We start from the raw sequence: 26,432 nt of genomic DNA, 5'->3' as shown, positions 1-26,432 counted from the left end.
GGTGCAGGTCAGGGGGTATTGTCCGGAATCAGACATGGATCAGGGCACTTATTCGCGCTATACTGTCCGCACACACTCGGGTGCGGGGCGTTAGAGACGCCTCAAACCGCGGCTTCCCCCGGGGCCCGGGCAAGGATCTCCTCGACGCTCTGCTCGACCGTCTGGTCCGAGGTGTCCAGCCACAGGCCGATGCGCGGCGTCTCCCGACGGAGGTACCCGTCCAGATCGTCCACGCCCTCGTCACCGGGCTTGTAGGCGACCTTCCCCCGCGCCGCCCGGCGGGCCCGGTCGCGCCGCCGCACCACCTCGGCCCCGGGCACGAGGACCACGACGTGGAGCGGCCGGGTACGGATCGCCGCGACCATGTCGGCGAGGTGCGCGCCGAGCACGACGTCCTGCAGCACCACGGTGAAACCGGCGTCGGCGTATCCGTCGGCGACCTGGGCCGCGAGCGCGTAGCGAAGGCGAAGCTGGCGAAGCGCCTCAGCCGGCGGATCGGCCGGTCCCATCTCCACCCGGCCGTTGACGACCATCCGCCGGAACAGGTCGCCGCGCACGTGCACGGACTTCTCCAGCCGCTCGGCGAGCGCCTGCGCGACGGTTGACTTGCCCGCCGCTTGGATGCCGGTCACCAGGAAGATCGCCATGGCGGGAACCCTCGCATCCTCGCCCCCGGTCCGCCAGCGGCTTTCCGGCCCGGCCCGTTGACGCCCCGCCTCAGAACGTCCCGCCCGCCGCCAACTCGCCGCTGATCAGGGCCTTGACCCGCGCCCCGGTTTGCTGGGGATCCGCACCGGACTCGACGGCGGCCATCGCGGCCGAGAGCAGCCCGCCGAGCAGGCGCGCGGTGAGCTCGGGCTCGGGAACGCCCAGATCGCGGACCGCCGCGACGAGCGGTTCGGTGGTGCGGCGATGCAGCTCGGCCAGCCGCCGGCGGGCCTCGGGCGGGAGGTCGGCGTTCAGCAGCGCGCCGGCCGCACGGTGCCGCCCCTGCGCGGTGAGCAGCAGGGTGGTGTCGATGTAGGCGGCCAGACGCGCGGCCGGCACCTCGACCCCGGCCAGGGCGGCCTCGAGGGCGGCGTCCCACGCCGGGAACGCCTCCTCGATCACCGCCGCGAGCAGGGCCGCCGTGGACGGGAAGTACTGGTAGACGCTGGAGCGCGCCAGCCCCGCCCGGCGGCCCACGGCGGCCGGGGTGATCGCCGCGGCACCGTCGGCCAGCAGCGTGTCCATCGCCGCGCCGACCAGCGCCCGGCGCTGGGCCTCCTGGTGCTCGGCGAGGGTCGCGGCGGCGATCTTGGGCATGTGGCGGTCTCCGGGCGGTGGGCTGCGGCGGTCGGGCTTCGGGCCTTGTGCTTCGGGCTTCGGGCTTCGGGCTTCGGGCTTCGGCGGCCGAACCGGTCAGGCCAACCGGCCGTCGCGCAGCTCGTGAACACGATCGGCGTACCCCAGTATGTCGTGATCGTGCGTCACGATCAGCGTCGCACACCCCGTACGCCGCGTCTGGTCCGCGATCAGCTCCGCGATCCGCGCCGACCCGGCCCGGTCCAGCGCCGACGTCGGCTCGTCGACCAACAGCACCTCCGGCCTTGCCAGCAGCGCCCGGGCCAGCCCCGCCCGCTGCCGCTCCCCGCCGGAGAGCTCGTGCGGCCGGTGCCCGGCCCGGTGCTCCAGACCGACCGCCGCCAGCAGCTCGTCGGCCCGGGCTCGATCGTCGGCGGTGATCCGGCTGCCGATGTGGCCACGCAGCAACAGCTGCTCGCGAACCGTCAACGCGGCGAACAGATTCGCCTGCTGGAAGACATAGCCGACCCGCTCACGCCGCAGCCGGGTAAGGCCGGCGCCGGACAGCTCAGCCGTGTCCCGACCGCCGATCGCGACCGAGCCCCGCGTCGGCAGCCGCAAGCCGCCCGAAACGGCCAGCAGGCTGGACTTGCCCGAGCCACTCGGTCCGACGATCGCGACCGCTTCGCCGGGCGCGACCGTCAAATCGACGTCGTCCAACACCGTGACCGCCGTCTGGCCGCGACCCAGGACCAGAGGGCTAGATACATGGGTGGGCAGCTCCCGGCGCTGGACGGCGTTCCCGACAGGTGTGTCGGGAACGCGGCCAGCCTAGCCCATCATCCCGACAGGGGTGTCGGGATGATGGGCCGCGGCGTTTTCCTGTTGTCTCGGAACTGCTCGCTCAGACCGGCTTCACCGCGTCGCATTCGTTGGTCGACGAGGATGACGATGCCGATGCCGATGCCGACGACGACGGCTCACTGTCCGGCGCCGACGGCGGCGGCGTGGTCGCGTACGGGTCGACGGTCTTGCCGGTGTTCACTCCGCCGTCCGTGCCGAACGACGGGTTGATGAACCCGTCGGCGACGTTGCACCGGTCGTTGGCGATGTCGTACCACCATCCGGAGAGCCAGTAGCCGCTGGCGCGCGCGGCGGTCGTCGGCTGGACCTCCAGGTTCCACACGCGACGCACCAGGCTGCGGTCCACCTCTTGCCCTTGGCTGCCGGCCGGGGCGAGCGCGTAGACGAAGGAGTAGTCGCCGGTGACGATCAGGTTCCCGTCCTTGTCCAGGGCGGCGGACATCGAGCCGTGCACCTTGACCGTCTTGCCCAGCACCGCGGTGGTCTTCGGGTTGAAGCGGGTGGCGAACGCCTTCGGGTCGTTGGTGGCACCGTCGCGCCCCGGCTTGGCGATCCGCTTCTCGTAGTCCTTCTGGATGCCCTCGCTGGGATCCAGCACCTTGAACTCCGCGGTCGGCTCGGCACCGCCGAGCACCGCCGGGTCCAGGTCCGCGGTGATCAGCATCTGACGCAACGCGCCGTACGCGTCGCCGACCGCCTTCGCGGAATAGTCGCCGATCCGGGCCGCGGCCGGCACCACGATGCCCGCCTCGCCGTTCTGCCAGTCCATCGACTTGGAGCCGTCGAAGTACCGGTCGTCGGGGTTCGTGTACGTCGGGCTGGCCGGCGCGGACCCGCTGGAGCTTGAGGTCCCGGCCGGAGGCGTGCTGCCGATGGGAGAGGTGCTGCCCGGAGTACTCGACGTGGCGGCATCAGAGCTCTTCGACGAGGAGAACATCTTCGGCCCACCGATGGCCACGACCGTGACCACCAGCGCGACCAGCGCCCAGGCCAGGTTCCGGATCCAGGGCCGGCGGCGCCTGCCGGTCGAGGCCCCGGACGCGCCGGAACCGCCGGACCCGCCCGAGCCACCACCGGGCTTCGGACTCAGGTCTGCCCGCGCCCCATCAGTGCGCCAACCGGTGTCCTTCGGCTGATCCTTCTTCCACTTCTCGGTCAGCTCACGCTGCCGCGCCGACGGCTCCTTGTAAGCCGCACTCTTGGTCGAGTCCTTGGTGAACGACCGCTCGAACTCGGCCCACTCCTCATCGGACAGGCTCGACCCCTCCCCGGACCCGCCCGAACTCTTGTCTTTGTTCCTGGCCACTGACGGCCTTCCCCACCCTCGTCGAGCACGGCGCCCACCGCCGCACTGTGGATATGACCGCGGAAGATTATCCTGAACTGGCCGAATCCCGAACGGCAGGGCCCGGTTCCGTTCAGCCCGGACCCCGCCCCGAGCCGACAGCGATGACGTCCAGAATCCGCTGATGGAGCGCGAAGGCCGAAAACAGCGCGCTCCGGGCACCGTCGCTCCGATGACCTGACAGATCGCTGTACGCGCCGCCGGCTTCCTCGACGATCGGAATGAGCGCGGCGATGTCCCAAGGGCCGGCGCCCAGCAGCAAGAACGCATCGATCTGGCCGGTGGCCACGAGCAGCGCGCCGTGGCAGGTCCCGGATCCGGTGGACGGCTTGCGGACGGCCGCCGATGAGGTCGTGTCATGCCAGTCCACCGCGGGGACGGTGGCCCGGGCCCGGGCGGCCAGGCCGGCGGCCAGGCGCCGGTCGCGCGGGGTCAGGCGCGCAGGCGGGGGCCAGATGCCGATGGTGGCGTCGCGCAGTTCGGTCGCCGCGGTGACGGCGAGCCTCGTGGGTGGTACGGCCGGCGCACGCGGCAGAGCGGCGGCCCAGGCCCCGGATTCACGCACAGCCCACCACCGTTGGCCGCACGCCGGGGCGGTGACCATGCCGAGCCCGACATCATCACCGTCGGCCAACCCGATCAGCGTGCCCCACTCCGGTTCCCCGGCCAGGAAACTCGCGGTCCCGTCGATGGCGTCGACGATCCAGCGGCGGCGGCCCTGCCCGAAGCCGCCGAACTCCTCGCCGAGGAACGCGTCACCGGGCCGGGCGTCGTTGATCAGGGCACGGACGGTGTGCTCGATGTCGAGATCGACCGCGGTGACCGGGCTGCCGTCGGCCTTGGCCCGCCCCACGATGCCGCCGGCCCGGAAATGGCGCGCGGCGATGGCGTCGGCGCGGTCCGCCAGCCGGTGCGCCAACTCCAGATCAGCCTGGACGCTGTGCGATCGCGCGGATTCATCGCGAATGAGGTCTCACCCCCACCACACCGGAGCGCACGCCACCGCGGCGTCGATGAGGTCTTCCTTGCTCCCGGCGCCGTCGGCGAGCCAGGCCTCGATGGCTCCGGCGAACCCGTGCGCCAGGAACGAGGCGATGACCTTGTGGTTCGTCCGCGGGGTGGCCGGGTGCGCCGATCGCGTGATGTGCGCGAGCGCGTAGTCGGCGAAGTGGCGGACGAGGGCCTCGTACACGCCGCGGTCCGCTGGGTCGCGCATGGCCTGGCGGTATACGGCCTCGAAGCGCTCGACGTGGTCGACGACCTCGGCGGTGGCCAGACGCAGGAGCTGCGCGCCGGCGTGTCCGCCCCGGTTCCGGAGTTCCTCCTCGCGGCGGTGGCCTCGTTCCAGGTCCGCGGCGAGTACCTGGACGAGCAGATCCAGCGGGCCGGCGTAGCGGTTGTAGAAGGTCGCCCGCGTGATCCCGGCGTGCTCGGCCAGCTCGGCGACGGTGATGCGGGAGACCGGACGCTGCCCGGCGAGCTCGACGATCGCGCCGGTCAGGGCCTCGGTCGTGCGGGCGACGCGGGGGTCGGTGCGCTCGGCCACCGCTCAGCGCGCCTGCGGTTGCGGCTGCGGTTGCGGCGCACCCGGCCAAGTGTTTCAGGAACGCCTGGACCGCATCGGTCCGCACGGTCTCCACTTCCAGGTCGGTCAGCCACGCGGCCGCCTCGACGACCGTGATGGTCATGATGCCGTCCTGCTTTCCGCCGCCAGGTGTGCGGCACCGAGAAGAGGCGCGTCGGCCAAGTGCTGCGCGCGCTCCAGCTTGCCCGCCGAAGCCGCCCAAGATCCAGTCTCGGCGAGACCCTCTTGAAGCGGCCCGGAGACCAGATCCCAGGAGGCTGCGATCGAACCGCCGACCACGAGGATCGTCGGTTCGAAAGCGGCGATCCACGGTCCGAGGACCATGCCCAGGGCGCGGAACGTATGGCTGAAGACCTCTGCCGCGACCCGGTCGCCGCCGCGGGCACGCTCGGCGATCTGCCGCACGTCGATGCCGGGATCCCCGTCGGCCGCATGTTCGTAGGCCCGCAGGATCGCCCGCCGCGAAACGGTCTCCTCCAGCGGCAGGCCCGCGTAGCGCAACAGATCGACCCGGCCCTCCGGCGGCACCCCTGGTCCGTCGGACAGAGTTCGGCCGCCGATCAGGAAACTCGAGCCGACACCGGTCCCCAACGTGACCCCGACCGCGCGGTCGTGACCCTGAGCCGCACCGGCCCACCATTCCCCGGCGAGAAAAGCCTGCGCGTCATTGTGGAAAGTGACGCCTGCGGAACCCGGCAGCCGCGGCGACAACGCGGCACGGACATCGACCCCGTACAGAGCGTCGAACTTGCCGACCGCCGAATGCCGGGCTGTGCCGCTTTCGTAGTCGAACGGCCCGGGTACGGCGATGGCCCAGTGCGTTCCGGGCGCCGTGGCCAAGCGTGAGGCGCAGCGGATGAGCGCCGAGAGGATCTCCTCCGCACTGCCGCCAGCGTTCAGCGGCTCGCGGAACGACTGCCCGGCGACGACCGAACGCGACCCCAGGTCGACCTTCGCAGCTGTGACATGCGTACCGCCGACGTCCATGACCGCCATACCGGTCGGGTAGCCGCCGCTCACGGAACAAGGGCTTTGACATACCTGACCGCACCGGAGCCCAACGCGCTCACCCGGTAGTCACCGGCCGCTGCGGGAACGGTCAGGGTCTCGGCGTAGGCGAGCTCGTACCGGTGTCCGCCGGCGGTCTCCACCGCGATCCCCTCGCCCTCGACGACGTTGAGCACGTGGAATCCCGGGCTCGCCGAGTCCTCGACGACCGCACCGGAACCCACCTCGATCCGCCGTACCTCGAAGAACATCTCCGGCAACCGGCCGATGACGTCCTCGCTCCACCCCTGCCCCGCGCGCGAAGTCCGGGGCTGCTGGACCAGATCGCGGGCGACGGCCTCGCCGGTCCGTCGGCGGTTGAGGTTCTCGAAGGCGTGCCCGACATGGACCGGCCGCGGGTTACCCGCGGCGTCCTTCCGGAGCCAGTCGTAGAACCGGAGGCTGTAGAGGTACGGCGTCGCGCTGATCTCCAGCACCACGTTGCCCTCGCCGCTGCCGTGCGGCGTGCCCGCCGGGATCAGGAACAGCTGGTGCTGCTCGGCCGGGAAGGTCTGGACGTAGCGCTCGACGTCGAACGGCTCCCCGTCGTGCACCGCGCGGTCGGCGTCACGCTGGAAGGCCTCGACGTCGGCATCCTGGCGCAGGCCCAGGAAGACCTTGCGGTCGGGCCCGCCGAGCATCATGTAGTAGGTCTCGTGCTGGGTGTAGGGCCAGCCGAACACCCGGCTCATGTAGTCCGGCTGCGGGTGGCAGTGGACGGACAGGTTGCCGCCGCCGACCGTGTCCAGGTAGTCGAACCGGATCGGGAACGAGGTGCCGAACGTCGCGTGCCCGGCGGTGCCGAGGACCTGCTCGGGGTGCCGGGCCACGAGTGCCTGCAACGGGATCTCGACCCGCGCACCGTCCGGACCGCCGACCAGGATCCCGCTCTCCGGCGCGATGAGCTCGTAGCCCAGGGCGGTGTTCGGCGCGTCGCGGTTTAAGCCGAGCTGCTCCTGGCCCCAGTGCCCGCCCCAGGACGTCGTGTTGAAGGTCGGCCGGGTCCGGAACGGCCGCGCCGCCAGCTCGGCCAGGACCGTGTGCAGGACCGAGCCGTCCAGCCAGGCCGGCGATTCGGTGTCCTGGGTGTCCAGCCACAGGTCGACGTCGCCGATGACGGAGTCACGGTGCCGGTCCAAGACCGGCCAGTCGATGTAGAACAGGCGGCGCGTCGTCCCCGACCCGGTTCCCGCCGGCTGGCCCAGGTTGCGGCCGCTCCCGCCGGTGATCGCGGCCTCGGCATGGCGTTTCGGCAGTTCCGCGTACCAGAGCACGTCGTGCGCGGCCAGCGCCGCTCCCGGCCCGAGCACGACGGTCACCGCCTCGTCGGCGGAGTCCGGCTCCGGGACGGCGGCGAAGAAGTCGACCAGCCCGGCCTGGGACAGCGGGGCGAAGTCCGGGTCGTCGTGCAGTACGGCGGACGCGGTGCGCCGGAGGATCTCGGGCCACGCGGCCAGATGCTCACGCATGTCGACCTGCTTGACCGGGATCCGCCGGGCAGCCAGCGCCCGGCCGATCCCGGCCGCGACGGCTTCCCAGTCGACGGCGGCCGGACCGTCGACGGCCAGGACGGTTCCCGGCGTGAGCCCGGCGACGGCCGACCGGTAGCCGGCCTCGACGCGCCCGGTGATGACATGACAGGGCTCGGCTTCGTAGCCTCTGGCTGAGGACATGGTGGTGCTGGCCTTTCTGCGCTCATGCAACGGGAAGGACGATCGGAAGGACGATCCGCGAAGGCTTCGCGGGGTCGTGGTGCACGGTGTGCCGGGCCCGAGACGATGCGGGATGGCGATCCCAGCGGGGGAAACAGCTGGAGGCGATCTGGACCCGGATGCGGTGGCCGGGCCGGAACACGTGGGCCGTGGACCACAGGTCGATCACGTGCTCTTCCGGCTGGTCGGCGCTCTGAGCGGTCCGCAGGACGCCGTCGGTGACGTTGCGGGACACGCCGTCGGGATCGACGTCGCAGAGCCTTGCGACCCAGTCGGCGCCGGCCGCTGTGGACTCGGCGAACAGGTGGACGCGGACCCGGCCGATGACCTCCAGCGGGGAGTAGAGAGTCTCGCTGGTGTAGACGAGCACGTCGTCACGCTTCTCGATCCGCGCCTGGTCATGGGGACCGGCTGGGAAGTCAGGCCCGATGAGGAGTGCGCCTCCGAGGGTGGGAACGGGGTCGTCGGCGTCGTGGTCGAAGGTGTCCGGCGCTGATTCCGGTGCCGGGCATGGCGCTAAGCAGGAATCAGGATGCAGATACCAGGCAGTGTCAGCACTCTGTGGCGGCCAGGAGGGAAAACTGCGCCACTCATCGACTCCCATGACGAACACCAGCGCAGTAAAGCCATCGCCGTGCTCGCTATGGTCCGGTTTGAGGAACGTGTCGAGGAAGTCGAGTTCTCGTCGGGCCGGCCACGGCGCAGCGTCGGCGGCGGGTCCGAAATCGACCTCGCCGACATGCCGAGTCTGGTTGTCGTGCGTCCAGGGGCCGACGATCAGCGCCGACGATTCCATGTCGAGCGTGCCTTGCAGGAAGCAGTCGAACCAGCCGCCGACGGCCAGGGTCGGCACATCAGTACGTTGAAGCGCTGCGGCGCACGGCTTCGGTATGGACAGGCCGAGCCGCCGAAGAGTGGGCATGTCATCAGCAGGAAGCTCCCACACCGTCCGTGCCGCGAACTCGTCCAGCGCACTGGTCAGCACCGCGAGCTCGGATTCCGACTCTCCTTGGTCTTCGGCGTACCGGCGTGCCAGAACATCGAAGCCGAGGTTCAACGTCCACCGCGTCACCAACCCCAGCTCGTACGCGCCGCCGCGCCGCAGGAGCCCGTCGTCCACGTCCGACCATGTGAACGCCGGGACGGCGGCGGCCAACCCGGGCGGCGACGTGGCCATCGCAGCCCGCTGCGTGTGGCCGAGGTAGCTGGGCCCATACATCCCGACCCGGCCGGTGGAATCCGGCAGGCTCGCGGCCCACGCGATCGTGTCGTAGCCGTCGGCGCCTTCGTGGAGCAACGGCTCCCACACCCCGTCGGAGGCGAAGCGGCCACGGCAGTCCTGGATGACGACCAAGTAGCCGCGTCGGGCAGCGCCCCATGGGTCGAGGCGCTCCAGAACCCCTTCGTTCTGCTTGCCGTACGGCGTCCGAGCGAGCAGGACCGGCCACGGCCCGGCGCCCACCGGGCGGTAGGCGTCGGCGCGCAAGACCGTGCCGTCACGCATCGGCACCTCGAGCCCTGATTCGATCCGCATGTCAGCCGATGGTCAGATCGTCGATGTAGCCGCGATAGCCGCCGGTGGAGCCGGGATGGTCGTAGCCGACCAGGATGCGGCTGACCTGTTTGTTCGAGTTGTTCGCCGCCAGGTTGACGGTGACGTGGTTCCACGTGTCGAGCGTCAGGTGACCGCATTGGTAGGCGGGGTGAGCGCGGTCGCCGTTCTGGTCCACGGCGCCGGAGTCGCGCAGCGTGGTGCCGTCGGTGAAGACCAGGTCGACGGCGACGCAGCTGCTGTTGGTCGAGCCGGCAGGCACCCAGCTGCTGGTGGCGTTGCTTTGGGGGTAGATCCAGTAACTCAGGGTCTTGCCGGTCCCGATGGCCAGTGGAGCCGAGCCGAGGTCGTAGAACTTCAGATACGCGTAGTCGTTGCTGCCGCCTTGCGCCGACCCGGAGTACATCAGCGCACCGCTTCCGGTGTGCGACGTCTCGCCGGTACGGATCCCGGCCTCCGGGCCGGACACGCCGCAGCAGATCCCGGTGACGCCGGTGCTGCCGCCGCCGCTGGAGTCGACGGTGTCGCTCCAGGTCAAAGCCGGGTCGGTCGATTCGAAGCCGGAGGAGAACGAGCTGCTGGAGCCGGTCTGCAACGGCTGCGTCAGCTCGGCCTGGATGGTCGCCAGCGATGTGCCGGCCGGGGCGAGGTCGATCGTGTCGCCGGCGGAGGTGGCGATGGTGAGCTTCGCCCCGGACACCGCGCCGGTGTCAGTGCCGTCGCGGTACACCTCGACGCCGCCCGACCAGGGGTTGCTGACGGTCAGCGGGCCGCCGTTCTGGCTCACGGCCCGGATGTACTGGACGGCGTTGCCGGACTTGCCGGCGGAGATCAGGAAGTCGCCGTAGGCGAGCAGGTCGCCGAACTTCGCGCTGGTGGCCGCCGGCCAGTCGGCGAAGACCTTGATGTCGTCCTGGAACGACTGCAGCAGCATCTCGTCCAGTCCGGAGGTGGTGACGTTGATGTTCTCGATCCCGCCGCCGTTGTGGTGGATCGCCATGTTCGGATAGCTCTGGGTGGTCGCCTCGTCATCGAGGTTGCCCAGGATCGTGCTCGGGGCGTAGCCGACCCGAGCCGCCGCGGCGTAGAACGTGGCCGGGGCGTTGCCGCCGCCCCAGGCGTTGGTGAGCGCGCCGATGGTGTTGCGGGCGGTCTGCTGCGAGGTCGGGTCGCTGTCCAGGCCGACGAGGCTGCCGGGGTAGATCGCCTGGGCGTCGATGTCGTTGCCGTCGTTGACGAAGTCGCTGCCGACCTCGGTCTCGCGCAGGATGGTCTGGCCGTTCAACGCCATCGTCGGCAGGGCGCTGAGGTGGGACTCGATGGTCTGCCACGTGGCGCGGGTGGAAGCATCCTGGTTCAGCGCGGTGCTCATGTCGACCAGGCCCTGGAAGAGCAGGTGGACCAGGCCGAGCGACAGGCCGCTGTTGGTCTGCGGGTAGGACTGGTCCTCGTGTGGCGCGTCGTTGGTGATGACGTACCGGTTGTTTGCGGCGTCCCACGTCAGGTAGTTCTGCCAGAACAGCCCGACCTGCTTGAGCCAGGGGTAGACCTTGGTGGCGTAGGACGTGTCGCCGGTGTACTCGAAGCGCATCACCATGTCGCTGGCGAGGTTGGCGGCGTCGGACTTCTGGTTGTGCAGGTTCGTGTCGGCGCTCGTGCCCTTCGGCGACAGGCCGACCGGGTAGAGGACCCCGGTGTAGCCGTTCTGCGAGGCCAGGGCCTGGCCGGCGGACTGCCAGTCCAGGACCGGCTGGTCGTAGGCGTCCATCTGCGCGATGTGGTTGGTGGACAAGGCGGCGTAGAACGGCGCCTCGTAGTTGTAGTTGGTGTGGTAGTCGCCGTTCCAGTTCATCGCGCCGGTGATCCAGTTGCCCCACAGCCCGGGGGCGTATTTCCCGGAGCGGGAGACGCAGGCCAGCAGGTACAGCGAGCCGTACCAGCTCTTCTCCACGGCCTTGTCGGGGATCTCGACGTAGGACTGCGACCAGTAACCCTGCCACCAGCTGCGGTGCGCGGCCTTGTGGGTGTCGACGTCGGACTGCGTCAGGGTGCTGACCAACGCGTCGGCGCTGTTCTGCCAGGAGCTGCTGTCGATGCTGGAGACGATGCCCGCGACCAGCGTGGAAGTGGTTCCCGGCTGCATGGTCAGGGTGATGGTGTTGCCGGAGACCGACTGGGTCTGGCCGATCGTGCGCGCGGCGATCCGGGCGTGCGGGTCGCTGCCGGTCCCGGTGTCGGCGGCCACGTCGGCGTCCAGGTCGTTGCCGCTGGTGCTCACGGTCGGCGTGCCGCCGGATCCGTTCTGCACACTGATGCCGATGCTCTGCGCACTGCCGCCGCTGAGCGCGAAGGAGGTGACGTAGGTACCGGAGTTCGCGTCGACCCAGCTCGTGGTGGTCAGGGTCTGGCCGCCCAGGGTGTAGGTGCCGCGCACCTCGGCGTGCGCGATGTCCTGCACCACGTTGTAGGACGAGCCGCTCAACCCGGCCGCGGTGACCACGATCCGCCCCAGCGGCTTGATCGCGTGGCTGGAGCCGGAGAAGAAGTCGTTCTTGCCGATGTACATCGTCTGATCCGCGATCGACCCGCCGATCGCCACGCCGATGTCGCCGTTGCCCAGCAGCGGCGCGTCGACGGTCTCGCCGCCGGTCAGGTTCGTGGGAGGACTCGTCCAGACGCCGGTGTACTGCTGGGCGATGCGCCAGGCCTGGTTGGCGGTGACGCCGTCCGCCCGGGCCGGACCGGTCGAGACGGTGGTGAGCATGGTACCCGCGAGGGCTGCGACAGCCCCCGCGGCGACGGTCCTTCTGGACCGCGGGCTGAGTTTCATGAATCGACCACTCGCTTCACGGGAGACGCCGGGCCGTGATTCCGGCCCGCGCGGAAGACACGGCGGGACTGCGTCTGCGGGGCGCCGCCGTATAACGTTATCTCGAAAGAGTGGAGCGACCGCGGGGGTCTGTCAAGAGGGCTGTCAAAGGGCGGTTACGACGCCGAAACAGCCGGGCCCGGAACCTCACCGGAGCCGCGCACCGTCAGCGAGACCGGGACCACGACGTTCTGCACCGGCCGCGAGGGATCGGCGATGCGGGCCCGCAGCAGTTCCACGGCGGTGCGCCCGATGTCGGCGGTGTCCTGCGCGATGACGGTGAGCGCCGGCTGCAGCAGGTCGGACAGCGGGACCTCGTCGAACCCGACGATCGCCAGCCGCGAGGCGGCCTGCGGACCGAGCCGCCGCAGGACCGCGATGGTGCTGTCCATGTTGCCGGTGACCAGCGCGGTCGCCGGATCCGGGCCGCCCAGGGCGGCGTCCAGGGCCGCGGCGACCCGGTCGGCGGCGATCTCGCCGGGGTGCACCAGATCGGCCACCGGCTGGCCGTGCGCCACCAGCGAGGCGCGGAAGGCCGCGGCGCGCTCGCGGCCGGAGAAGACCTGCTCGCTGTCGCCGATGTAGGCGATGCGGCGGTGCCCGTGCCGGTGCAGGTGGTGGAAGGCCATGCCGATGCCCGAGGCGTTGTCGGACATGACGCAGTCCACCGCCACGCCGCTCATCGGCCGGTCCATGGCCACCATCGGCATCCCGGCCTCGATCTCGGGCTGCAGGTAGGCGTGGTTCTCGGCGAACGGCTCGACGATGATGCCGTCCAGGCGCTGGCGGCACATGGAGACCAGGATGTCGCGCTCGCGGGAGGCGTCGAAGTCCGTGGAGGAGGCCATCAGGGTCAGGCGCGAGGCGCGCGCCGTCTGCTCGATGGCCGCCAGGGCCGGGTTGACCTCGGCGATCCGGCGGACCGCGGCGCCGATCGTGCCGGTGACGCCGGTGCGCAGCTGCCGGGCCCGCTCGTCGGGGCGGAAGTTCAGCGCGGCGATGGCCGCCTGGACCTTGGCGACGTACTCCGGCCCGACCGTCGGGTCGTCGTTGACCACGCGCGACACCGTGCGCAGGGCCACTCCGGCCTCGCGTGCGACGTCGACCATGGTCGGCCGCTTGGCCCGCCCCCCGGCCTCGTTCCCGCCCCGTGCAGGGCTCATCGGCGACTCCTCATCCTGTGCGTGCCCATCATGTAACAGCGCCGATATCCGGTCGAACCCTTGACACGCCTCAGCGCCGGAGGCCATCCTCCCGGATAACGTTATCTCGAAGACGGCCCGGCGTCGAGACACGCCCGCCGCCTCGATCGGCCTATCCATCCTCTGGCATCCCCCGGCATCCCCTGGAGACTCTCATGCGGCACCAGCTTCCCCCGGCAAGATCGACCCGGCTGCTCGCGGCGGGCCTGGCCGCGGGACTCCTTCTCGCCGGGTGTTCGGCGGCGACCTCCTCCGGCGGCTCGGGCGGCTCGGGCGGCTCGGGCGGCTCGAAGGGCGGCGGCTCGACCACGCTGTCCTACCTGACGTTCGAGACCCCCAGCCTGACCACGTCGTTCTGGAACACCTCGATCGCAGACGGCGAGAAAGCCGTCCCGGGCCTGACCATCAAGAAGCTGGTCGCGCCGAGCACCGACCGGGACGCCTACGCCAAGCAGCTCCAGGCCTCCGGGCAGTTCCCGGACCTGCTGCAGTCGATCACGCCCTCGACGTTCGTCCAGGCCGGGCTGCTCAAGCCGTACGACCAGAGCTGGGTGGACGCCAACTTCCTGCTGCCGATGGGCAACGCCTACAAGGGCAAGGTCTACATCCCGCCGACGAACTCGCAGATCATTCCGATGGTCTTCTACAACAAGACGCTGTTCGCCAAGGCCGGGCTCTCCCAGCCGCCGAAGACCTGGGCGGACTTCATGGCCGACTGCGCCGCGCTGAAGAAGGCCGGCATCACCCCGATCGAGCTCGGCGGCGGCGACCCGTTCTCCGCCTCGATGCCGCTGACCGGGATCCTGTCGGCCGACGTGCTGGGCAAGGACCCGAACTGGCTGCAGGAGCGCTACGCCGGCAAGGTCAAGTTCACCGACGCCAACGTCGAGACCGCGGTCGCCAAGTACCGGACGATGGCGAAGAACGGGTACTTCGAGGACGGCGCGCTCGGGGTGAAGTACGCCGACTCGATCACGAACTTCACCTCCGGCAAGGCCGCGATGTACATGATGGGCAGCTGGTTCCTGGGCTCGGTCCCGAAGGACCACGCCGACGACTTCGGCGCGTTCATGACGCCCACCGACGACGGCTCGCTGGTCGTGCCGTTCGCGGTCGGCGGCTCGATGGCGATCAGCGCGAAGACCCCGGCGCCGGACAAGGCGACCGCCTTCGCCGAGGCCTGGTCGCTGGACCCGGCCAACTACAAGGCCCTGATCGAGGGCGACGGCGCGTTCCCGATGCTCAAGGGCAAGACCCTGGCCGACTACAACGTGAACGTCTCCCAGGTGTTCAAGGACTCCTACGCCTACGTGACGAACCAGAACACGAAGGTGTCCTCCATCGGGTGGGCGTCCAACGACGACGCCATGCCCTCGGGCCTGAACGACGCCTACTACGCGGCCAGCCAGGCCCTGTTCGCCTCCGACGACGTCGCCGGCCAGATGGCCAAGCTCGACTCCGCCTGGAACACGGCGACCAAGTGAGCTCCGTGACCGGCCGAGCACGCCGTCAGCGCGGCGAGAGCGCCCTGGGCGCGATCGCCGTGCTGGCCCTCGCCCTGTACGCGCTGTTCATCGTCACACCGGTGATCATGAGCGCCTGGAAGAGCCTGACCGACGAGAACCCGCTGCTGGCGCACGCGCGGTTCGTCGGGGTGTCCAACTACACGGACATGCTGCACGACGACGCCCTGAAGTCCAGCCTCACCTTCACCCTGCTCACCGCCCTGGCGGTGACCGCCGTGGCCAACGCCGCCGGCATCGGGTTCGCGCTGCTGCTGAACAAGACCTCGCTGAGCTACCGGGTGATGCGCACCGTCGCCTTCCTGCCGCAGGTGCTCTCCGGCGTCATCGTCGGCTTCGTCTGGCGCTACATCCTGGCCCAGGACGGCGTCCTGAACCACCTGCTGCTCAGCGCCGGGCTCATCGGCAAACCGGTCACCTGGCTGGGCAGCCCGCATCTGGCGATGTTCTCGGTCGGGCTGGTCGCCGCCTGGGTGCTGACCGGGTTCACCACGGTCGTGCACCTGGCCGCCCTGCAGTCGGTGCCGGTCGAGCTGTACCAGGCCGCCACCGTCGACGGTGCCGGCCGCTGGGCCCGCTTCCGGCGGATCACCCTGCCGATGGTCGCCCCGGGGACCACGATCAGCGTGACCATCTCGCTGATCACGACGCTGAAGCTGTACGACATCATCGCGGCCCTGACCTCCGGAGGCCCCGCGAACTCCACGCAGTCCACCGCGCTGTACATCATCAACCTGGCCTTCACCGACGACCGGTTCGGCTACGCCTCGGCGGTGGCGATGCTGCTGCTGGTGGTGTCGGCGGCCATCGCGCTGACGGTGACCGGGCTGCTCCGACGCCGAGAGGTGGACCTGTGACCGCCATGACTCCGGCATCGAAGCCGGCACCGCAGCCGACGTCACAGCCGACGTCGCAGCCGACATCCGGTCTGGCGACCGGGTCCACGCCCGCGCCGCGAACCGGCGGGCCGGGCACACCGGCTCCGCGACCGGCATCCGGGCGGCGCCCGGCGCCGGCCCGCCGCCGGGCCTGGGCCTCGCGGGGCCACCTGACCGCGGCCGGGCTGCTCACGCTGGCCTTCGTCAGCCCCCTGTACCTGACGATCATCAATGCCTTCAAGTCCCAGGCCCAGATCGTGCGCAACCCGTCGGCGCCGCCCGCGCCGCCGACGCTGCACAACATCACCGACGCGCTGGGCCGCTCCGACAAGATCATCCAGATCGGGCTGACCAACTCGGCGGTCACGGTCCTGGCCTCGGTGCTGCTGGTCGTCCCGCTCGGCTCGGCGTTCAGCTTCTGGCTGACCCGGCGCTCGGCGGTGTTCCGCCGCGTCGTGCTGGCCGCGTTCGCCGGCGGGCTGATGATCCCGCCGGCCGTGGTGCTCCTGCCCACGATCAGGATCCTGACGATCCTGCACCTGGACCACACCTATCCGGGCCTGATCCTGTCCAACGTCGGCGGCGGGTACCTGTCGTTCGCGGTGTTCGTCTACTCCGGGTTCCTGCGGGCCGTCCCGGGCGAGATCGTCGAGGCGGCCGCCCTGGACGGCGCCGGGATGCTGCGGATCTGGTGGCGGATCATCATGCCCCTGATGCGCCCGGCCACCGCGACCGTCGCGATCTTCCTGTCCCTGTGGATCTGGAACGACTTCATGAACCCGCAGTTCATCCTCGGCCCGCTGCGGGGCCAGACCATCACCACCGGCCTGTATCTGTCGCTGGGCCAGTACTCCACCAACTACGCGCAGCTGTTCGGCGTGATGTTCCTGGCCGCGATCATCCCCGTCGCCGGCTACCTCGCCCTGCAGAAGCAGTTCATCGCCGGTCTCACCACAGGAGCCACCAAGTGACCGACCCCGTACCCGGCAGCGAGTCCGGCATCGAGGAGATCCTCGTCCTGCACCACAGCCACCTCGACGTCGGATACACGCACTCCCAGCCGATCCTGTGGCGCTTGCAGTCCGAATACCTCACGCAGGCCATGGACTGGCTGGAACAGACCGCCGACCTGCCGGAGGACCACCGGCCGAAGTGGACGTGCGAGGCCACCGAGCCGGTGCGCCGCTGGCTGGCCGACGCGCCGGACGATCAGCTCGTCCGGTTCAAGGACCTGTGCGACCAGGGCCGGATCGGGCTGTCCGCGCTGCGCTGGCACGTCAGCGCCACGATCGACCGGCCGGGCCTGCGCCGGCTGCTGGCCGGCAAGCGGGAGTTGGAGGACGCGGTCGGGCGGCCCGTGCGGGTCGCCTGCCAGCACGACGTGAACGGCGTACCGTGGCCGATCGCCGACGAGTTGCTGGACGCCGGCGTCGACCTGTTCGTCACGGCGGTCAACCGGCACCTCGGCGCGCCGGTGACGCCCCGGCCCGGGCTGTTCGCGTGGGAGGCGCCGTCGGGACGGACGCTGCGGGTGTTCAACGGCAGCCACTACACGATGTTCGACCAGCTCCTGAACGCATGGGACGACTCGGTGGAGCGGATGGCCCAGGGCTGGGCCGCCTTCCAGGATCGGCTCGTTCGCGACGGTTACCGGCTGCCGTTCGTGTATCTGACGTCGACCTGCTCCCCCGTCATGTGGGACAACGCACCGCCGAACCCGTTCCTACCGGACCTGATACGCCGGTGGAACGAAGGCGGGCACGGGCCGCGCATCCGCTACGCGACCTTCGACGATCTCAGAGAACGAGTTTCGCGCGTCCCCGCCGAAGACGTCCCGACGCTGCGCGGCGACTGGACCGACTACTGGAGCTTCGGTGTAGGCAGCTCCCCGGCCGCCACCGCGGTGAACCAGCAGTCCAAGCCGCTGCTCGCCGCCGCCGAGGCATTGGGCGCCGACCCGGTTCTGCTTGCCGAGGCGGCCGAACGCGTCGATCTGTTCGACGAGCACACCTGGAGCCACTGGAACAGCGATCCGGCCAATCCGCAGGCCCAGGCCATCGAGGCGATGAAGCTCGCCGGTGCGCACGAAGGGCACGAGCTGGCGGCGTTCGCGGTGATGGACTCCCTGGAACGGCTGGCCGGGAACCCGGTCGCGGACAAGGGAATCAGGGGCATGCTGCTGGTCAACCCCACCGATCACCCGCGCACCGCGCACCTCGACCTGCCCGAGCCGTGGTTCACCGCGACGACGCCCGCCACCGAGCGGACGTACCGGGCCAGCCGGATGGCGTTCGAGCACCGGCCGTGGCGGACGCCGGGGCCGGACGAGGCGCGGCGCCGCTTCGGAAGGGTCGATCTGGCGCCGCGCAGCTGGCGGGTCGTCGGGCTCGAAGACCTGCCCGAGCCGGTCTTCGCCCATCAGCCCACGCATGCGGTCGTGCGGCACGGGAAAGCGGCCCGCGAGCTCAACTTCGCCACCGCCGTCGACCGCGTCGCGGCCACCGGGCACATCGAGTCCCCGTTCCACCACCTGACCTACGACCCCGCCTCGGGCCGGATCACCTCCCTGGTCGACCGCGCGACGGGCCGCGAGGTGCTGCGCCCGAGGCCCGGCATGGACCTGCTGTCGTTCGTCCGCGAACAGCCCGACGAGCTCGTCGAGAGCGGTCGGCGCGCGTTCTACCAGCGGAACCTGGACCGCGAGATGCTCGACGAGTCGTGCTGGCAGGCGTGGACGCCGCGCCACACGCCCGCGGAGCGGGTGGTGGACTGCTCGGTCGAGGAACGGCCGGGCCGGGTGACCCTCATCCGCCGCTTCGCCGCTCCGGGAACCAGGAGCCTGATCCAGCGCATCGGCTTCGACGCCACCGACCCGGTCGTCCACATCGACATCGCCGTCGACCTCGCCGGCGACACCTCCCCCACCGGGATCTATCTCGCGCTCCCCCTGGCCCTGGACCCGGGATGGCACGCCGCCTTCGACACGGCCGGCCAGAGTGTCCTGCTCGACGAGGAGCAACTGCCCGGCGCCTCGCGCGGCTGGGTGACGGCGCAGTCCTCGGCCGCTATGTGGGACGGCCGCAGCGCCGTCGCACTGCTCACCCCCGACGCCCCGCTGCTCCAGTTCGGCGGCTTCCACTTCGGCCCGCCGCCGGACGCCGTCCCCCGCGACCGGGACCCGCTGCTGCTGAGCTGGATCGCGAACAACTACTGGGACACCAACTTCCCGCACGTGCAGAACGGGCCGGTCAGGCTTCGCTACGGCCTGCTGACCCTCGCCGAGCCCGACGCCGACGTGATCGCCAGGCATGCCGCGTCGCTGCGGAACCCCCTGCTCGCCTGGCCGGTGACCGGCGGAGGGCGCGCGCCGTCGGAGGGCGGGCTGTAGCCGCCTTCCGCGAACTGCCGATACCAGCGGGATGAGGGCCGGTGCGGGGGCCTTAGTGAGCCCTCGCGTACCGCCGCTGCGCCGTTCGGACCAGCGACACGACCGCACGGGGTGACGGTCCGGCGCCCACAGGGCCTCGGCTCTTGACGTCGGGCCGAAACCGCCCGGCACCAGGAAGGAACCCCTACGGCCCGATTCTTCAGGCGCGCAGCGTTCTCCGTGACGCTCGCCGCCGCCCTCGCCGCCGGGCCGGTGGCCGCGTCCGCCGACACGGCCCCCGGCCCGGTGACGATCAACTGCTACCACTGTGTGATCATCTGGGGCGGCTCCGGCACCGGAGGCGGCACGGACGGCACCGAGCCGCCCGGCGTCGGCCTCCCGGCCCCCGTCGACCGGTTCGTGATCCAGACGAGGTTCATCCAGGGCGATCTGATCCGGGTGTCCCAGTCCGGCGACGTCGGCGACTTCTTCCCGTACCCCCCGTTCCTCGGCCCGAACTACAACGTCGCGCTGGACCGCATCCCGACCTCGGCGGTCTACCGGACCTCGAACGACGACGGACGGGTGACGATCACCACAGACCGGGACCGGCTCACGTGCACCGCCACCGGCACTCTTTCCTGCAGCCGCCCGTACAGCTTCAATTCGGATCCGATCGAGATCGACCAGCGCTAGGCGTTGAAGGTCGATTTCGCGCGGCCGGGACCGGAATGAGCCTGCCGGCCCCGGCAGCCCGATAGCCCGATAGCCCGATAGCCCGATAGCCCGATAGCCCGGCAGCCCTGTCGCCCAGGCTGCCGGGCCGTTCGTTCGCGACCCGCCTCAGCCGATGCTGAGATCGTCGACGTACCCCCGATATCCGCCGCTCGCCCCCGGCTGGTCGTAGCCGAGCAGGATCTTGTTGACCGCCGCTCCCGCCTTGACCGTGCCGAGGTTCACCGTGACGTGGTTCCAGGTGTCGGGCGTCAGGTGGCCGCACTGGTCGGCCGGATGGATGCCGTCGCCGGACTGATCGGTGGCACCCGCGTCCCTCAGGTCGCTGCCGTCGGTGAAGATCAGGTCCGCCGCGACGCACGAGCTGTCCTCCGAGCCCGCGGCCACCCAGGGCGTGGTCGCGTTGGACTGCGGGAAGATCCAGTAGCTCAGGGTCGTGTTCTTCCCCACCGTCAGCGGCGATCCGTTGAACGCGTACACCTGCAGGTAGGCGTGGTCGTACGAGCCGCCGTTCGCGAAGCCGGAGTACATCAGCGCAGCGGTACCGCCGTGTGCCTGCTCACCGGTGCGCACCGCCGCCTGCGGACCGGCCAGGCCGCAGCACACGCCGGTCACGTTGGCGTCGCCACCGCCCTTGGCGTCCACGGTGTCGACGGTGTCGGTCCAAGTCGGCTGAGGCTGTCCGGCCTCGAAACCGGTGCTGAACGAAGCGGTGGCCGAACCCTGAGCCGGCTGCGCCAGCTCGGTGCGGATCGTGGCGAGCGCGGTGCCGGCCGGGGCGAGGTCGATCGTCTCGCCGGCCGCGGTGTTCAGCGTGATCTTGGTTCCGGACAGCGTGCCCCGGTAGACGCCGTCCGCGTAGTAGGCGATGGCGTGCCCGGCCCAGGGGTTGGTGAAGGTGAAGTCCCCACCTGCCTGGCTGGTGGTCTGGAGGTACTGGACGGCATCGTCCTTGATGCTGCTGGAGACCAGGAAGTCGCCGTAGGCCAGCAGGTCGCCGAACTTCGCGTTCGACCCGGCCGGCCAGTCCGGGAAGACCTTGACGTCCTTCTGGAACGACTGGAGCAGCATCTCGTCGAGCCCGGAGGTGGTGACGTTGAGGTTCTCGACGCCGCCGCCGTAGTGGTGCACGGACATGTTCGGGTACGACTGGTTCGTCGCCTCGTCGTGCAGCTCGTCCATCAGGGTGCTGGGGTTGTAGCCGACCATGGCCGCGGCGGCGTAGAGCGTCGCCGGGGAGTTGTCGCTGTTCCAGTTGTTCAGCTGGGTAACGGTGTTCTGCGCGGTCTGCAGCAGATCGGCCGAGCTGTCCAGGCCCACCTGCATGCCCGGGTAGACCGCCTGGATCGCGATGTCGTTGCCGTCGCTGACCCAGCCCGCGCCCTGCGAGGCCTCGCTGAACACGGTCTGTCCGTTCCTGGACATGGTCGGCAGCGGAGCGAGCTTGCTGTCGATGTTCTGCCAGGCGGGGATGAGCGAGGTGTTCACCTTCAGGGACCGGCTCATGTCGATCAGGCCCTGGAACAGCAAGTGGACCAGCCCCAGGGACAGGACGCTGTTGGTCTGGGGATAGGCGTCGCCCTCCTGCGGGGCGTCGTTCTCGATCTGGTAGGTCCCGGTTGCCGGGTCCCAGGTGAGGTAGTTCTGCCAGAACAGGCCGACCTGCTCCAGGTAGGGCAGGACCTTCTGCGCGTAGGCGGCGCTGTGCGAGTACTCGTACTCCATGACCATGTCACTGGCCAGGTTCACTGCGTCGGACTTCTGGTTGTAGAGGTCGTCCACGGCGCTCGTGCCGTTGGGCGATATGCCCACCGGGTAGAGCACGCCCTTGAAGCCGTTCGCGGCCGCCTTGGCCTCGCCGTTGGGCATCCAGGCCAGCACGGGGGCGTCGTAGGACCCCATCTGGGCGATGTGGTTCGTGGACAGCGCCGAGTAGAACGCCGCCTCGTAGTTGTAGTTGGCGTGGTAGTCGCCGTTCCAGTTCATCTCGCCGGTGATCCAGTTCCCCCACAGGCCCGGCGCGTACTTGCCGGCCCGGGAGACGGAGCCGAGCAGGTAGAGCGAGCCATACCAGCTCTTCTCCACCGCCTGGTCGGGGATCTGGACGAACGACTGCGACCAGTACGTCCGCCACCAGGCCTGACTGGCCGCGCGGGTCTTCGCCAGCGAGCCGGGCGTCAGCCGGGAGGCCATGGCGTCGGCAGCGGCCTGATAGGCGGCGGTGTCGTGGCTGCTCTGGATCGCCGCGGCCAGGGTGTAGGTCACGCCCGGCTTCAGTGTCAGGCTGATCTGGTTGCCCGATATACCGGCCCGACCTCCACCCAGGACCGTGGTCGCGACCCGCGCCCGCGGGTTGCCGGGCGCCGGCGTGGTGCCGGCCTGGACGTCGGCGTCGAGCACGGCGCCGTGGCTGGAACCGGCCGGCATTCCGCCCTGGCCGTCCTGCAGCGTGACGGTCGCGGCCTGCGCGCTGGTTCCGGTCAGGCGAAGCGTGGTGACGAAGAGGTTGTCCTGGGCCGAGATCCAGCTGGTGGACGCCAGCGAGCTCCCGCCGAGCGTGTAGGTGCCCTCGATCTGGGCCTGCGCGATGTTCTGGACGACGTGGTAGCTCGACCCGGCCATCCCGGGTACCGCCAGCACGATCCGGCCCAGCGGCTCGATGCCGTTGGTCGCGGTGGAGAAGAAGTCGTTCTTACCCAGGTAAAAGGTCTGATCGTCGATCGAACCGCCGACCGCGACACCGACGTCGCCGTTGCCCAGCAGCGGGGCGTCGACGGTCTCGCCGGTGGTGAGGGAGGAGGGCGGGGAGTTCCAGACGCCCTGGAAGCGCGCGACGGTGCCGAGGTCCTGCGCCGCGGTCGGGTCGGCGGCCGAGGTATGCGCCTGGGCCGTTGCCGCGCTCGGGATCGCGACGAGACCGGCAGCCGTGAGCACGGCGGCGAGCAAGCCGGCGAGACGCCGGCGGGAGCGTGGATGACTTGTCACTGCGGGGTGACCTTTCGGGTGGCAGTGCCCTGCGGGACTGGGCAGGGCACTGGTGGTGAACCTTCGAGGGAGGCGAGATAACGTTATCTTCACAGGCCACGTTAAGGCTTTGCGGAGCCAGGTCAACCCTCTGTATTGTTACAGAATGATGTCAGAGGACGGGCAGACAACGTTATCGCCGAACGACGAACTCATCGCCGCGGCCCAGGCCGTCGTGCATCCGCACAAGGTGGGCGACCGCCTGCTCGGCGACGTCGGCGCCGCCTTGCTCACCGAGTCCGGCAACACCTACGTGGGCGTGTGCGTCGACACCGGGTCCGGCACCGGCTTCTGCGCCGAGCACGCCGCCATCGGCGCCATGGTCACGGCCCGCGAGTACCGCATCGCCCGCATCGTCGCCGTCTGGCGCGACGAAGCCGGCCTCTGGTACGTCCTGCCGCCCTGCGGCCGCTGCCGGGAGTTCATCCGCCAGGTCGACTGGGCGAACATCGACACCGAGGTGGTGTTGGGACGCCAGCTGACGGCGACGCTGCGCGAGTTGCTGCCCGCCAATGAGTGGCCTGACCCGCTCGACTGATCCGAGAATATCCCGCACTTCTCAGGAAACGTAGGAAACCCCCATCCCGGGCCGGCCATCTCACTTCCCAGCACTTTGCGATAACCTCGTCCACCCCCCACATCCCGTGCTAGGTTTTTCGCCCGGGGTTCGGGCTGGACCCCTTAAGGGATCGGCGCGGGAAAGCGTCACCTCATTTTCCCTTTCCCGCATTCCGGCGATAACAAGGCTTTGTCGTTTGGGGGGAGACCGTGAGTTTTCCACGGCACGGCGGATATTGGGGCGCGGGCGTGGCGACGACTCTGGTCGCCGGGCTTCTGGGCCTGGGCGGCCACGGGCTGAGCGCGCAGAGCGTCCACACGTTGCAGGGCAAGGCGTGGCTGTCCAACAACGGGAACGGCAGCGTCTCGCTGGTCGACGGCTATTCCGGCCAGGTCGGCGCCCAGGTGGGCGTATCAGGGCTCGGCCATCCGTTGCAGGTGGTCGACGCGCCGGACGGCGCCGTCGTCACCGACGACCGCGGCCGCCTGGTCAAGGTCGCCAATGACGACTTCCACACCAGCGGCACCATCACGCTGTTCGGCGGTCATGTCACGACCGCCGCGGCCGGGCGGGACACGCTCTACGCCGTCGATCAGGCCTCCGGCGACATCCAGCAGCTCGATCCCTCCGGGGCCGGGCTGGCGCCGATCGGGCCCCGGTTGCACGCCGGTGCCTCGATCACCTCGCCGGTCGTGGCGCCGGACGGCAGCCTGTACGCGGCGGTGCCGGCGAACGGTTCGGTGATCCACGTGGCCGGGGGCGCCGTCGCCGTGGTCAGCGGGGTGGGGCAGCCGACCGACCAGCTGGCCGTCGTCATCGCCGGGCGCACGCCGGTGGCCGTGGACCTGACCCTCGGGACCGTCTCGCGGGTCGCCTCCGGGCCCGCCGCCGTGCGGATCGCCAGCCTGCCGGCGGGCCACAAGGCCGTGCAGGTCACCGGTTCGGACACCGTGGACGGGCTGCTCGCGGTGGTCGGCGCCGACGCGGTCGACACGGTCGACGCCGCGACCGGCGCCGTCACCACGACCCCGCTGGCCTCGGCCATCGCGCCGGTCCAGGCCGTGATGCGCGGCTCCTCGGTGGTGATCATCGACAGCCTCACGCACCAGGTCCTCATGGTCGACCCGGCCTCGGGCCGGCTGCCGACGCCGTTGCGGGTGCCGGGCGTGCAGGACCCGGACACGCTGACCGTCCAGGACCGCCTGGTGTTCGTGAACGACAGTCAGGACTCTTCGGCGGCCGTCATCGACGGCGACGGCACCGTCGTGCCGGTCTCGAAGTACCTGCCGGATCCCAAGCCCGCGCCGTCGGTGTCGAAGCCCGCGCCGAGCTCCGCGCCCCCCGCCCCGACCGAGTCACACCCGACCGGGCCGCCCGGGCCGACCGGTACCTCGCCGACCGGGAACCGGCCCGGCGGTAGCCGACCGAGCAGCCCGCCGCCGCACAAGGCCGGGCCGCCCGGCGCTCCCGGAGCGCCCACCGCGACCGCCGGCAACGCCTCGGCCTCCCTGGGCTGGCGGGCCGCGGCGCCGAACGGCAGCGCCGTGACGCTCTACCACCTCGCCTGGACCGGCTCCGACGCCTCGACCGGAACGCTCGACGTGCCCGGCACCGCACTGGGCACGACGGTCCCCGGCCTGACCAACGGCGTCCAGTACACGTTCACCATCGCGGCGCAGAACGCCGTCGGCCGCGGCCCCGCGGCCACGAGCAACCCCGTGACCCCCTCCGGCAACGTCCCCGACGCGCCGACCGGCGTCACCGCCGCCACGCCCACACCGGACGGCACCGTGGCCCTGTCCTGGACCGCGCCGGACCACAACTACCACGTGGCCGCCTACACCATCTGGGCCGCCGGCTCGACGGTCCCGCTGATGAGCGGCGTCCCCGGCACATCGGTGACCCTCGGCGCCCAGCAGGGCCTGGCCGTGGGGACCCCGGTCCAGTTCCAGGTGAGCGCGACCGGGACCGTCGGCGCCGCCGAGGGCGACAAGTCGGCGCCGACCACGCCGGTCACGCCCTACCTGCCGCCGACCGCGCCCAAGGTCGCCGTCGCATCGATCGCCACCGACGGCACCTCGGCGCACATCACCGTGTCCTGCGACGCGACGTGCCAGCAGGGCAGCGCGCCCTCGAAGTACCGCGTGGCCCTGTCCCTCGCCGCCACCGGCCCGATCAGCGTGGACGCCGCCGCCGACGGCTCGCCGGTCACGGTTCCGCTCTCGGGCCTGACCGCGAACACCTCCTACACGCTCACCGTCGGCGTCACCGACGCCGCGCAGGCGACCGGTCCGACCAGGACCACGTCGCTGACGACCACCGGACCGCCGACGGTCAGCGGGGTGTCGGCCGGCGCCGGCGGCCTGACGCTCTCGGTGAGCGCGAACGTCGGACGCGGCGGCCTGGCGACCGACTGCTGGGTGACGGTCGACGGGACGTCCATCAACAGCCACTCCACGGCCTGCGGCACGATCAGCGTGGGCGTGTCGACGTACAACCAGACCTACACCGTGCACTACTACGCCCAGAACGCCGCCGGACAGGCCACCGGGCAGACCACGGTGATGACCGGGACGAAGGCCATCACGGCGGACGCGACCGCGATCTTCGGGACCTGCCCGACGAAGAATCCGCCCAAGTACTGCGGAGGCGACAGCCATGTGTTGTCCGCACCGGGCTGGAACGCCAACAACGAAGTCGTTCTCGTAAAGCAGGGCACGACTGTTCAAGCCCTCTGCTGGATGAACGCGAACCCGCCTGACACCGGCCCCAACAATGCCTCGTCGACCATCTGGATCAGGGTCTCCAGCCCCGCGAACGGCTACATGTCGAACTTCTGGATGCTGGACCCGAACTCCGCGACCGCCAACCTCCCAGGCTGCTGAC

19 protein-coding genes are annotated in these 26,432 nt (G+C 70.4%); 7 read left to right on the top strand and 12 right to left on the bottom strand.

The annotated features are described in order from the left end of the window. Positions 1–101 precede the first annotated feature (101 nt). The 11 genes from ABIA35_RS10445 to ABIA35_RS10395 all read right to left on the bottom strand — a co-directional run bounded on the left by ABIA35_RS10445 (position 102) and on the right by ABIA35_RS10395 (position 13,421). Positions 102–647, bottom strand: coding sequence for an AAA family ATPase (locus ABIA35_RS10445; protein ID WP_370334142.1), 546 nt, complete (start codon positions 645–647; stop codon positions 102–104). A gap of 70 nt (positions 648–717) precedes the next feature. Then, positions 718–1,305, bottom strand: coding sequence for a TetR/AcrR family transcriptional regulator (locus ABIA35_RS10440; protein ID WP_370357682.1), 588 nt, complete (start codon positions 1,303–1,305; stop codon positions 718–720). Between the two features lie 96 nt (positions 1,306–1,401). Further along, on the bottom strand, positions 1,402–2,064 hold the full coding sequence (locus ABIA35_RS10435; protein WP_370357963.1) for an ABC transporter ATP-binding protein: 663 nt from the start codon (positions 2,062–2,064) through the stop codon (positions 1,402–1,404). 124 nt (positions 2,065–2,188) lie between these two features. Further along, on the bottom strand, positions 2,189–3,454 hold the full coding sequence (locus ABIA35_RS10430; RefSeq protein ID WP_370357681.1) for a hypothetical protein: 1,266 nt from the start codon (positions 3,452–3,454) through the stop codon (positions 2,189–2,191). Positions 3,455–3,566: 112 nt separating this feature from the next. Next, positions 3,567–4,412: an inositol monophosphatase gene (locus tag ABIA35_RS10425; RefSeq protein WP_370357680.1), complete on the bottom strand. Its 846-nt coding sequence runs from the start codon at positions 4,410–4,412 to the stop codon at positions 3,567–3,569. A 54-nt stretch (positions 4,413–4,466) separates the two neighbouring features. Continuing rightward, positions 4,467–5,039, bottom strand: coding sequence for a TetR/AcrR family transcriptional regulator (locus tag ABIA35_RS10420; RefSeq protein ID WP_370357679.1), 573 nt, complete (start codon positions 5,037–5,039; stop codon positions 4,467–4,469). Positions 5,040–5,177: 138 nt separating this feature from the next. Next, entirely contained in the window at positions 5,178–6,074 is an 897-nt protein-coding gene (locus ABIA35_RS10415; RefSeq protein WP_370357678.1) for an ROK family protein, read from the bottom strand. Positions 6,075–6,094: 20 nt separating this feature from the next. Beyond that, positions 6,095–7,798, bottom strand: coding sequence for a class I mannose-6-phosphate isomerase (locus tag ABIA35_RS10410; protein WP_370357677.1), 1,704 nt, complete (start codon positions 7,796–7,798; stop codon positions 6,095–6,097). Positions 7,799–7,820: 22 nt separating this feature from the next. Continuing rightward, positions 7,821–9,371 (bottom strand): CocE/NonD family hydrolase, encoded by a 1,551-nt coding sequence (locus ABIA35_RS10405; RefSeq protein ID WP_370357676.1) that lies wholly within the window; start codon positions 9,369–9,371, stop codon positions 7,821–7,823. A gap of 1 nt (position 9,372) precedes the next feature. Then, positions 9,373–12,153: a hypothetical protein gene (locus tag ABIA35_RS10400; RefSeq protein WP_370357675.1), complete on the bottom strand. Its 2,781-nt coding sequence runs from the start codon at positions 12,151–12,153 to the stop codon at positions 9,373–9,375. Between the two features lie 221 nt (positions 12,154–12,374). Continuing rightward, complete coding sequence (locus ABIA35_RS10395) at positions 12,375–13,421, bottom strand: LacI family DNA-binding transcriptional regulator (protein WP_370334132.1); 1,047 nt, start codon at positions 13,419–13,421, stop codon at positions 12,375–12,377. A 194-nt stretch (positions 13,422–13,615) separates the two neighbouring features. Here ABIA35_RS10395 and ABIA35_RS10390 point away from each other — a divergent pair, with 194 nt between their 5' ends. The 5 genes from ABIA35_RS10390 (at position 13,616) to ABIA35_RS10370 (ending at position 19,924) form a co-directional block, all read left to right on the top strand. Then, positions 13,616–14,944 (top strand): ABC transporter substrate-binding protein, encoded by a 1,329-nt coding sequence (locus ABIA35_RS10390; RefSeq protein WP_370357674.1) that lies wholly within the window; start codon positions 13,616–13,618, stop codon positions 14,942–14,944. After that, the gene (locus ABIA35_RS10385) at positions 14,941–15,840 is read left to right on the top strand and encodes a carbohydrate ABC transporter permease (protein WP_370334130.1); all 900 of its coding nucleotides are present in this window, start codon (positions 14,941–14,943) and stop codon (positions 15,838–15,840) included. The genes ABIA35_RS10390 and ABIA35_RS10385 overlap by 4 nt, the downstream gene beginning before the upstream one ends. 5 nt (positions 15,841–15,845) lie before the next feature. Beyond that, positions 15,846–16,832 (top strand): ABC transporter permease subunit, encoded by a 987-nt coding sequence (locus ABIA35_RS10380; protein WP_370335165.1) that lies wholly within the window; start codon positions 15,846–15,848, stop codon positions 16,830–16,832. Beyond that, positions 16,829–19,249 (top strand): glycoside hydrolase, encoded by a 2,421-nt coding sequence (locus ABIA35_RS10375; protein ID WP_370357673.1) that lies wholly within the window; start codon positions 16,829–16,831, stop codon positions 19,247–19,249. Before ABIA35_RS10380 ends, ABIA35_RS10375 begins: the two co-directional genes overlap by 4 nt. Positions 19,250–19,468: 219 nt before the next feature. After that, positions 19,469–19,924 carry a hypothetical protein gene (locus ABIA35_RS10370; RefSeq protein ID WP_370357672.1) on the top strand — a complete coding sequence of 152 codons (456 nt, stop codon included), beginning with the start codon at positions 19,469–19,471 and terminating at the stop codon, positions 19,922–19,924. Between the two features lie 147 nt (positions 19,925–20,071). On the opposite strand, the gene ABIA35_RS10365 is transcribed toward ABIA35_RS10370, so the two are convergent. Beyond that, entirely contained in the window at positions 20,072–22,948 is a 2,877-nt protein-coding gene (locus ABIA35_RS10365; RefSeq protein WP_370357671.1) for a hypothetical protein, read from the bottom strand. Between the two features lie 145 nt (positions 22,949–23,093). Here ABIA35_RS10365 and ABIA35_RS10360 point away from each other — a divergent pair, with 145 nt between their 5' ends. Together ABIA35_RS10360 and ABIA35_RS10355 are read left to right on the top strand one after the other, a co-directional pair. After that, complete coding sequence (locus tag ABIA35_RS10360; protein WP_370357670.1) at positions 23,094–23,525, top strand: cytidine deaminase; 432 nt, start codon at positions 23,094–23,096, stop codon at positions 23,523–23,525. A gap of 269 nt (positions 23,526–23,794) precedes the next feature. Continuing rightward, entirely contained in the window at positions 23,795–26,431 is a 2,637-nt protein-coding gene (locus ABIA35_RS10355; RefSeq protein ID WP_370357669.1) for a fibronectin type III domain-containing protein, read from the top strand. Position 26,432 lies beyond the last annotated feature (1 nt).

Origin of the sequence: Catenulispora sp. MAP12-49, from assembly GCF_041262705.1 — a bacterium.
In the GTDB taxonomy this organism is placed as follows: Bacteria; Actinomycetota; Actinomycetes; order Streptomycetales; family Catenulisporaceae; genus Catenulispora.
Note: the sequence above shows the minus strand (reverse complement) of the source record. Positions and strands in the feature narration are given on the sequence as shown.

Bases quoted from the DNA above. Each gene is read 5' to 3' on its own strand.
- ABIA35_RS10360 (WP_370357670.1), top strand. From the start codon at position 23,094: ATGATGTCAGAGGACGGGCAGACAACGTTATCGCCGAACGACGAACTC.
- ABIA35_RS10445 (WP_370334142.1), bottom strand. From the start codon at position 647: ATGGCGATCTTCCTGGTGACCGGCATCCAAGCGGCGGGCAAGTCAACC.
- ABIA35_RS10415 (WP_370357678.1), bottom strand. From the start codon at position 6,074: ATGGCGGTCATGGACGTCGGCGGTACGCATGTCACAGCTGCGAAGGTC.
- ABIA35_RS10380 (WP_370335165.1), top strand. From the start codon at position 15,846: ATGACTCCGGCATCGAAGCCGGCACCGCAGCCGACGTCACAGCCGACG.
- ABIA35_RS10395 (WP_370334132.1), bottom strand. From the start codon at position 13,421: ATGAGCCCTGCACGGGGCGGGAACGAGGCCGGGGGGCGGGCCAAGCGG.
- ABIA35_RS10405 (WP_370357676.1), bottom strand. From the start codon at position 9,371: ATGCGGATCGAATCAGGGCTCGAGGTGCCGATGCGTGACGGCACGGTC.
- ABIA35_RS10440 (WP_370357682.1), bottom strand. From the start codon at position 1,305: ATGCCCAAGATCGCCGCCGCGACCCTCGCCGAGCACCAGGAGGCCCAG.
- ABIA35_RS10410 (WP_370357677.1), bottom strand. From the start codon at position 7,798: ATGTCCTCAGCCAGAGGCTACGAAGCCGAGCCCTGTCATGTCATCACC.
- ABIA35_RS10390 (WP_370357674.1), top strand. From the start codon at position 13,616: ATGCGGCACCAGCTTCCCCCGGCAAGATCGACCCGGCTGCTCGCGGCG.
- ABIA35_RS10400 (WP_370357675.1), bottom strand. From the start codon at position 12,153: ATGCTCACCACCGTCTCGACCGGTCCGGCCCGGGCGGACGGCGTCACC.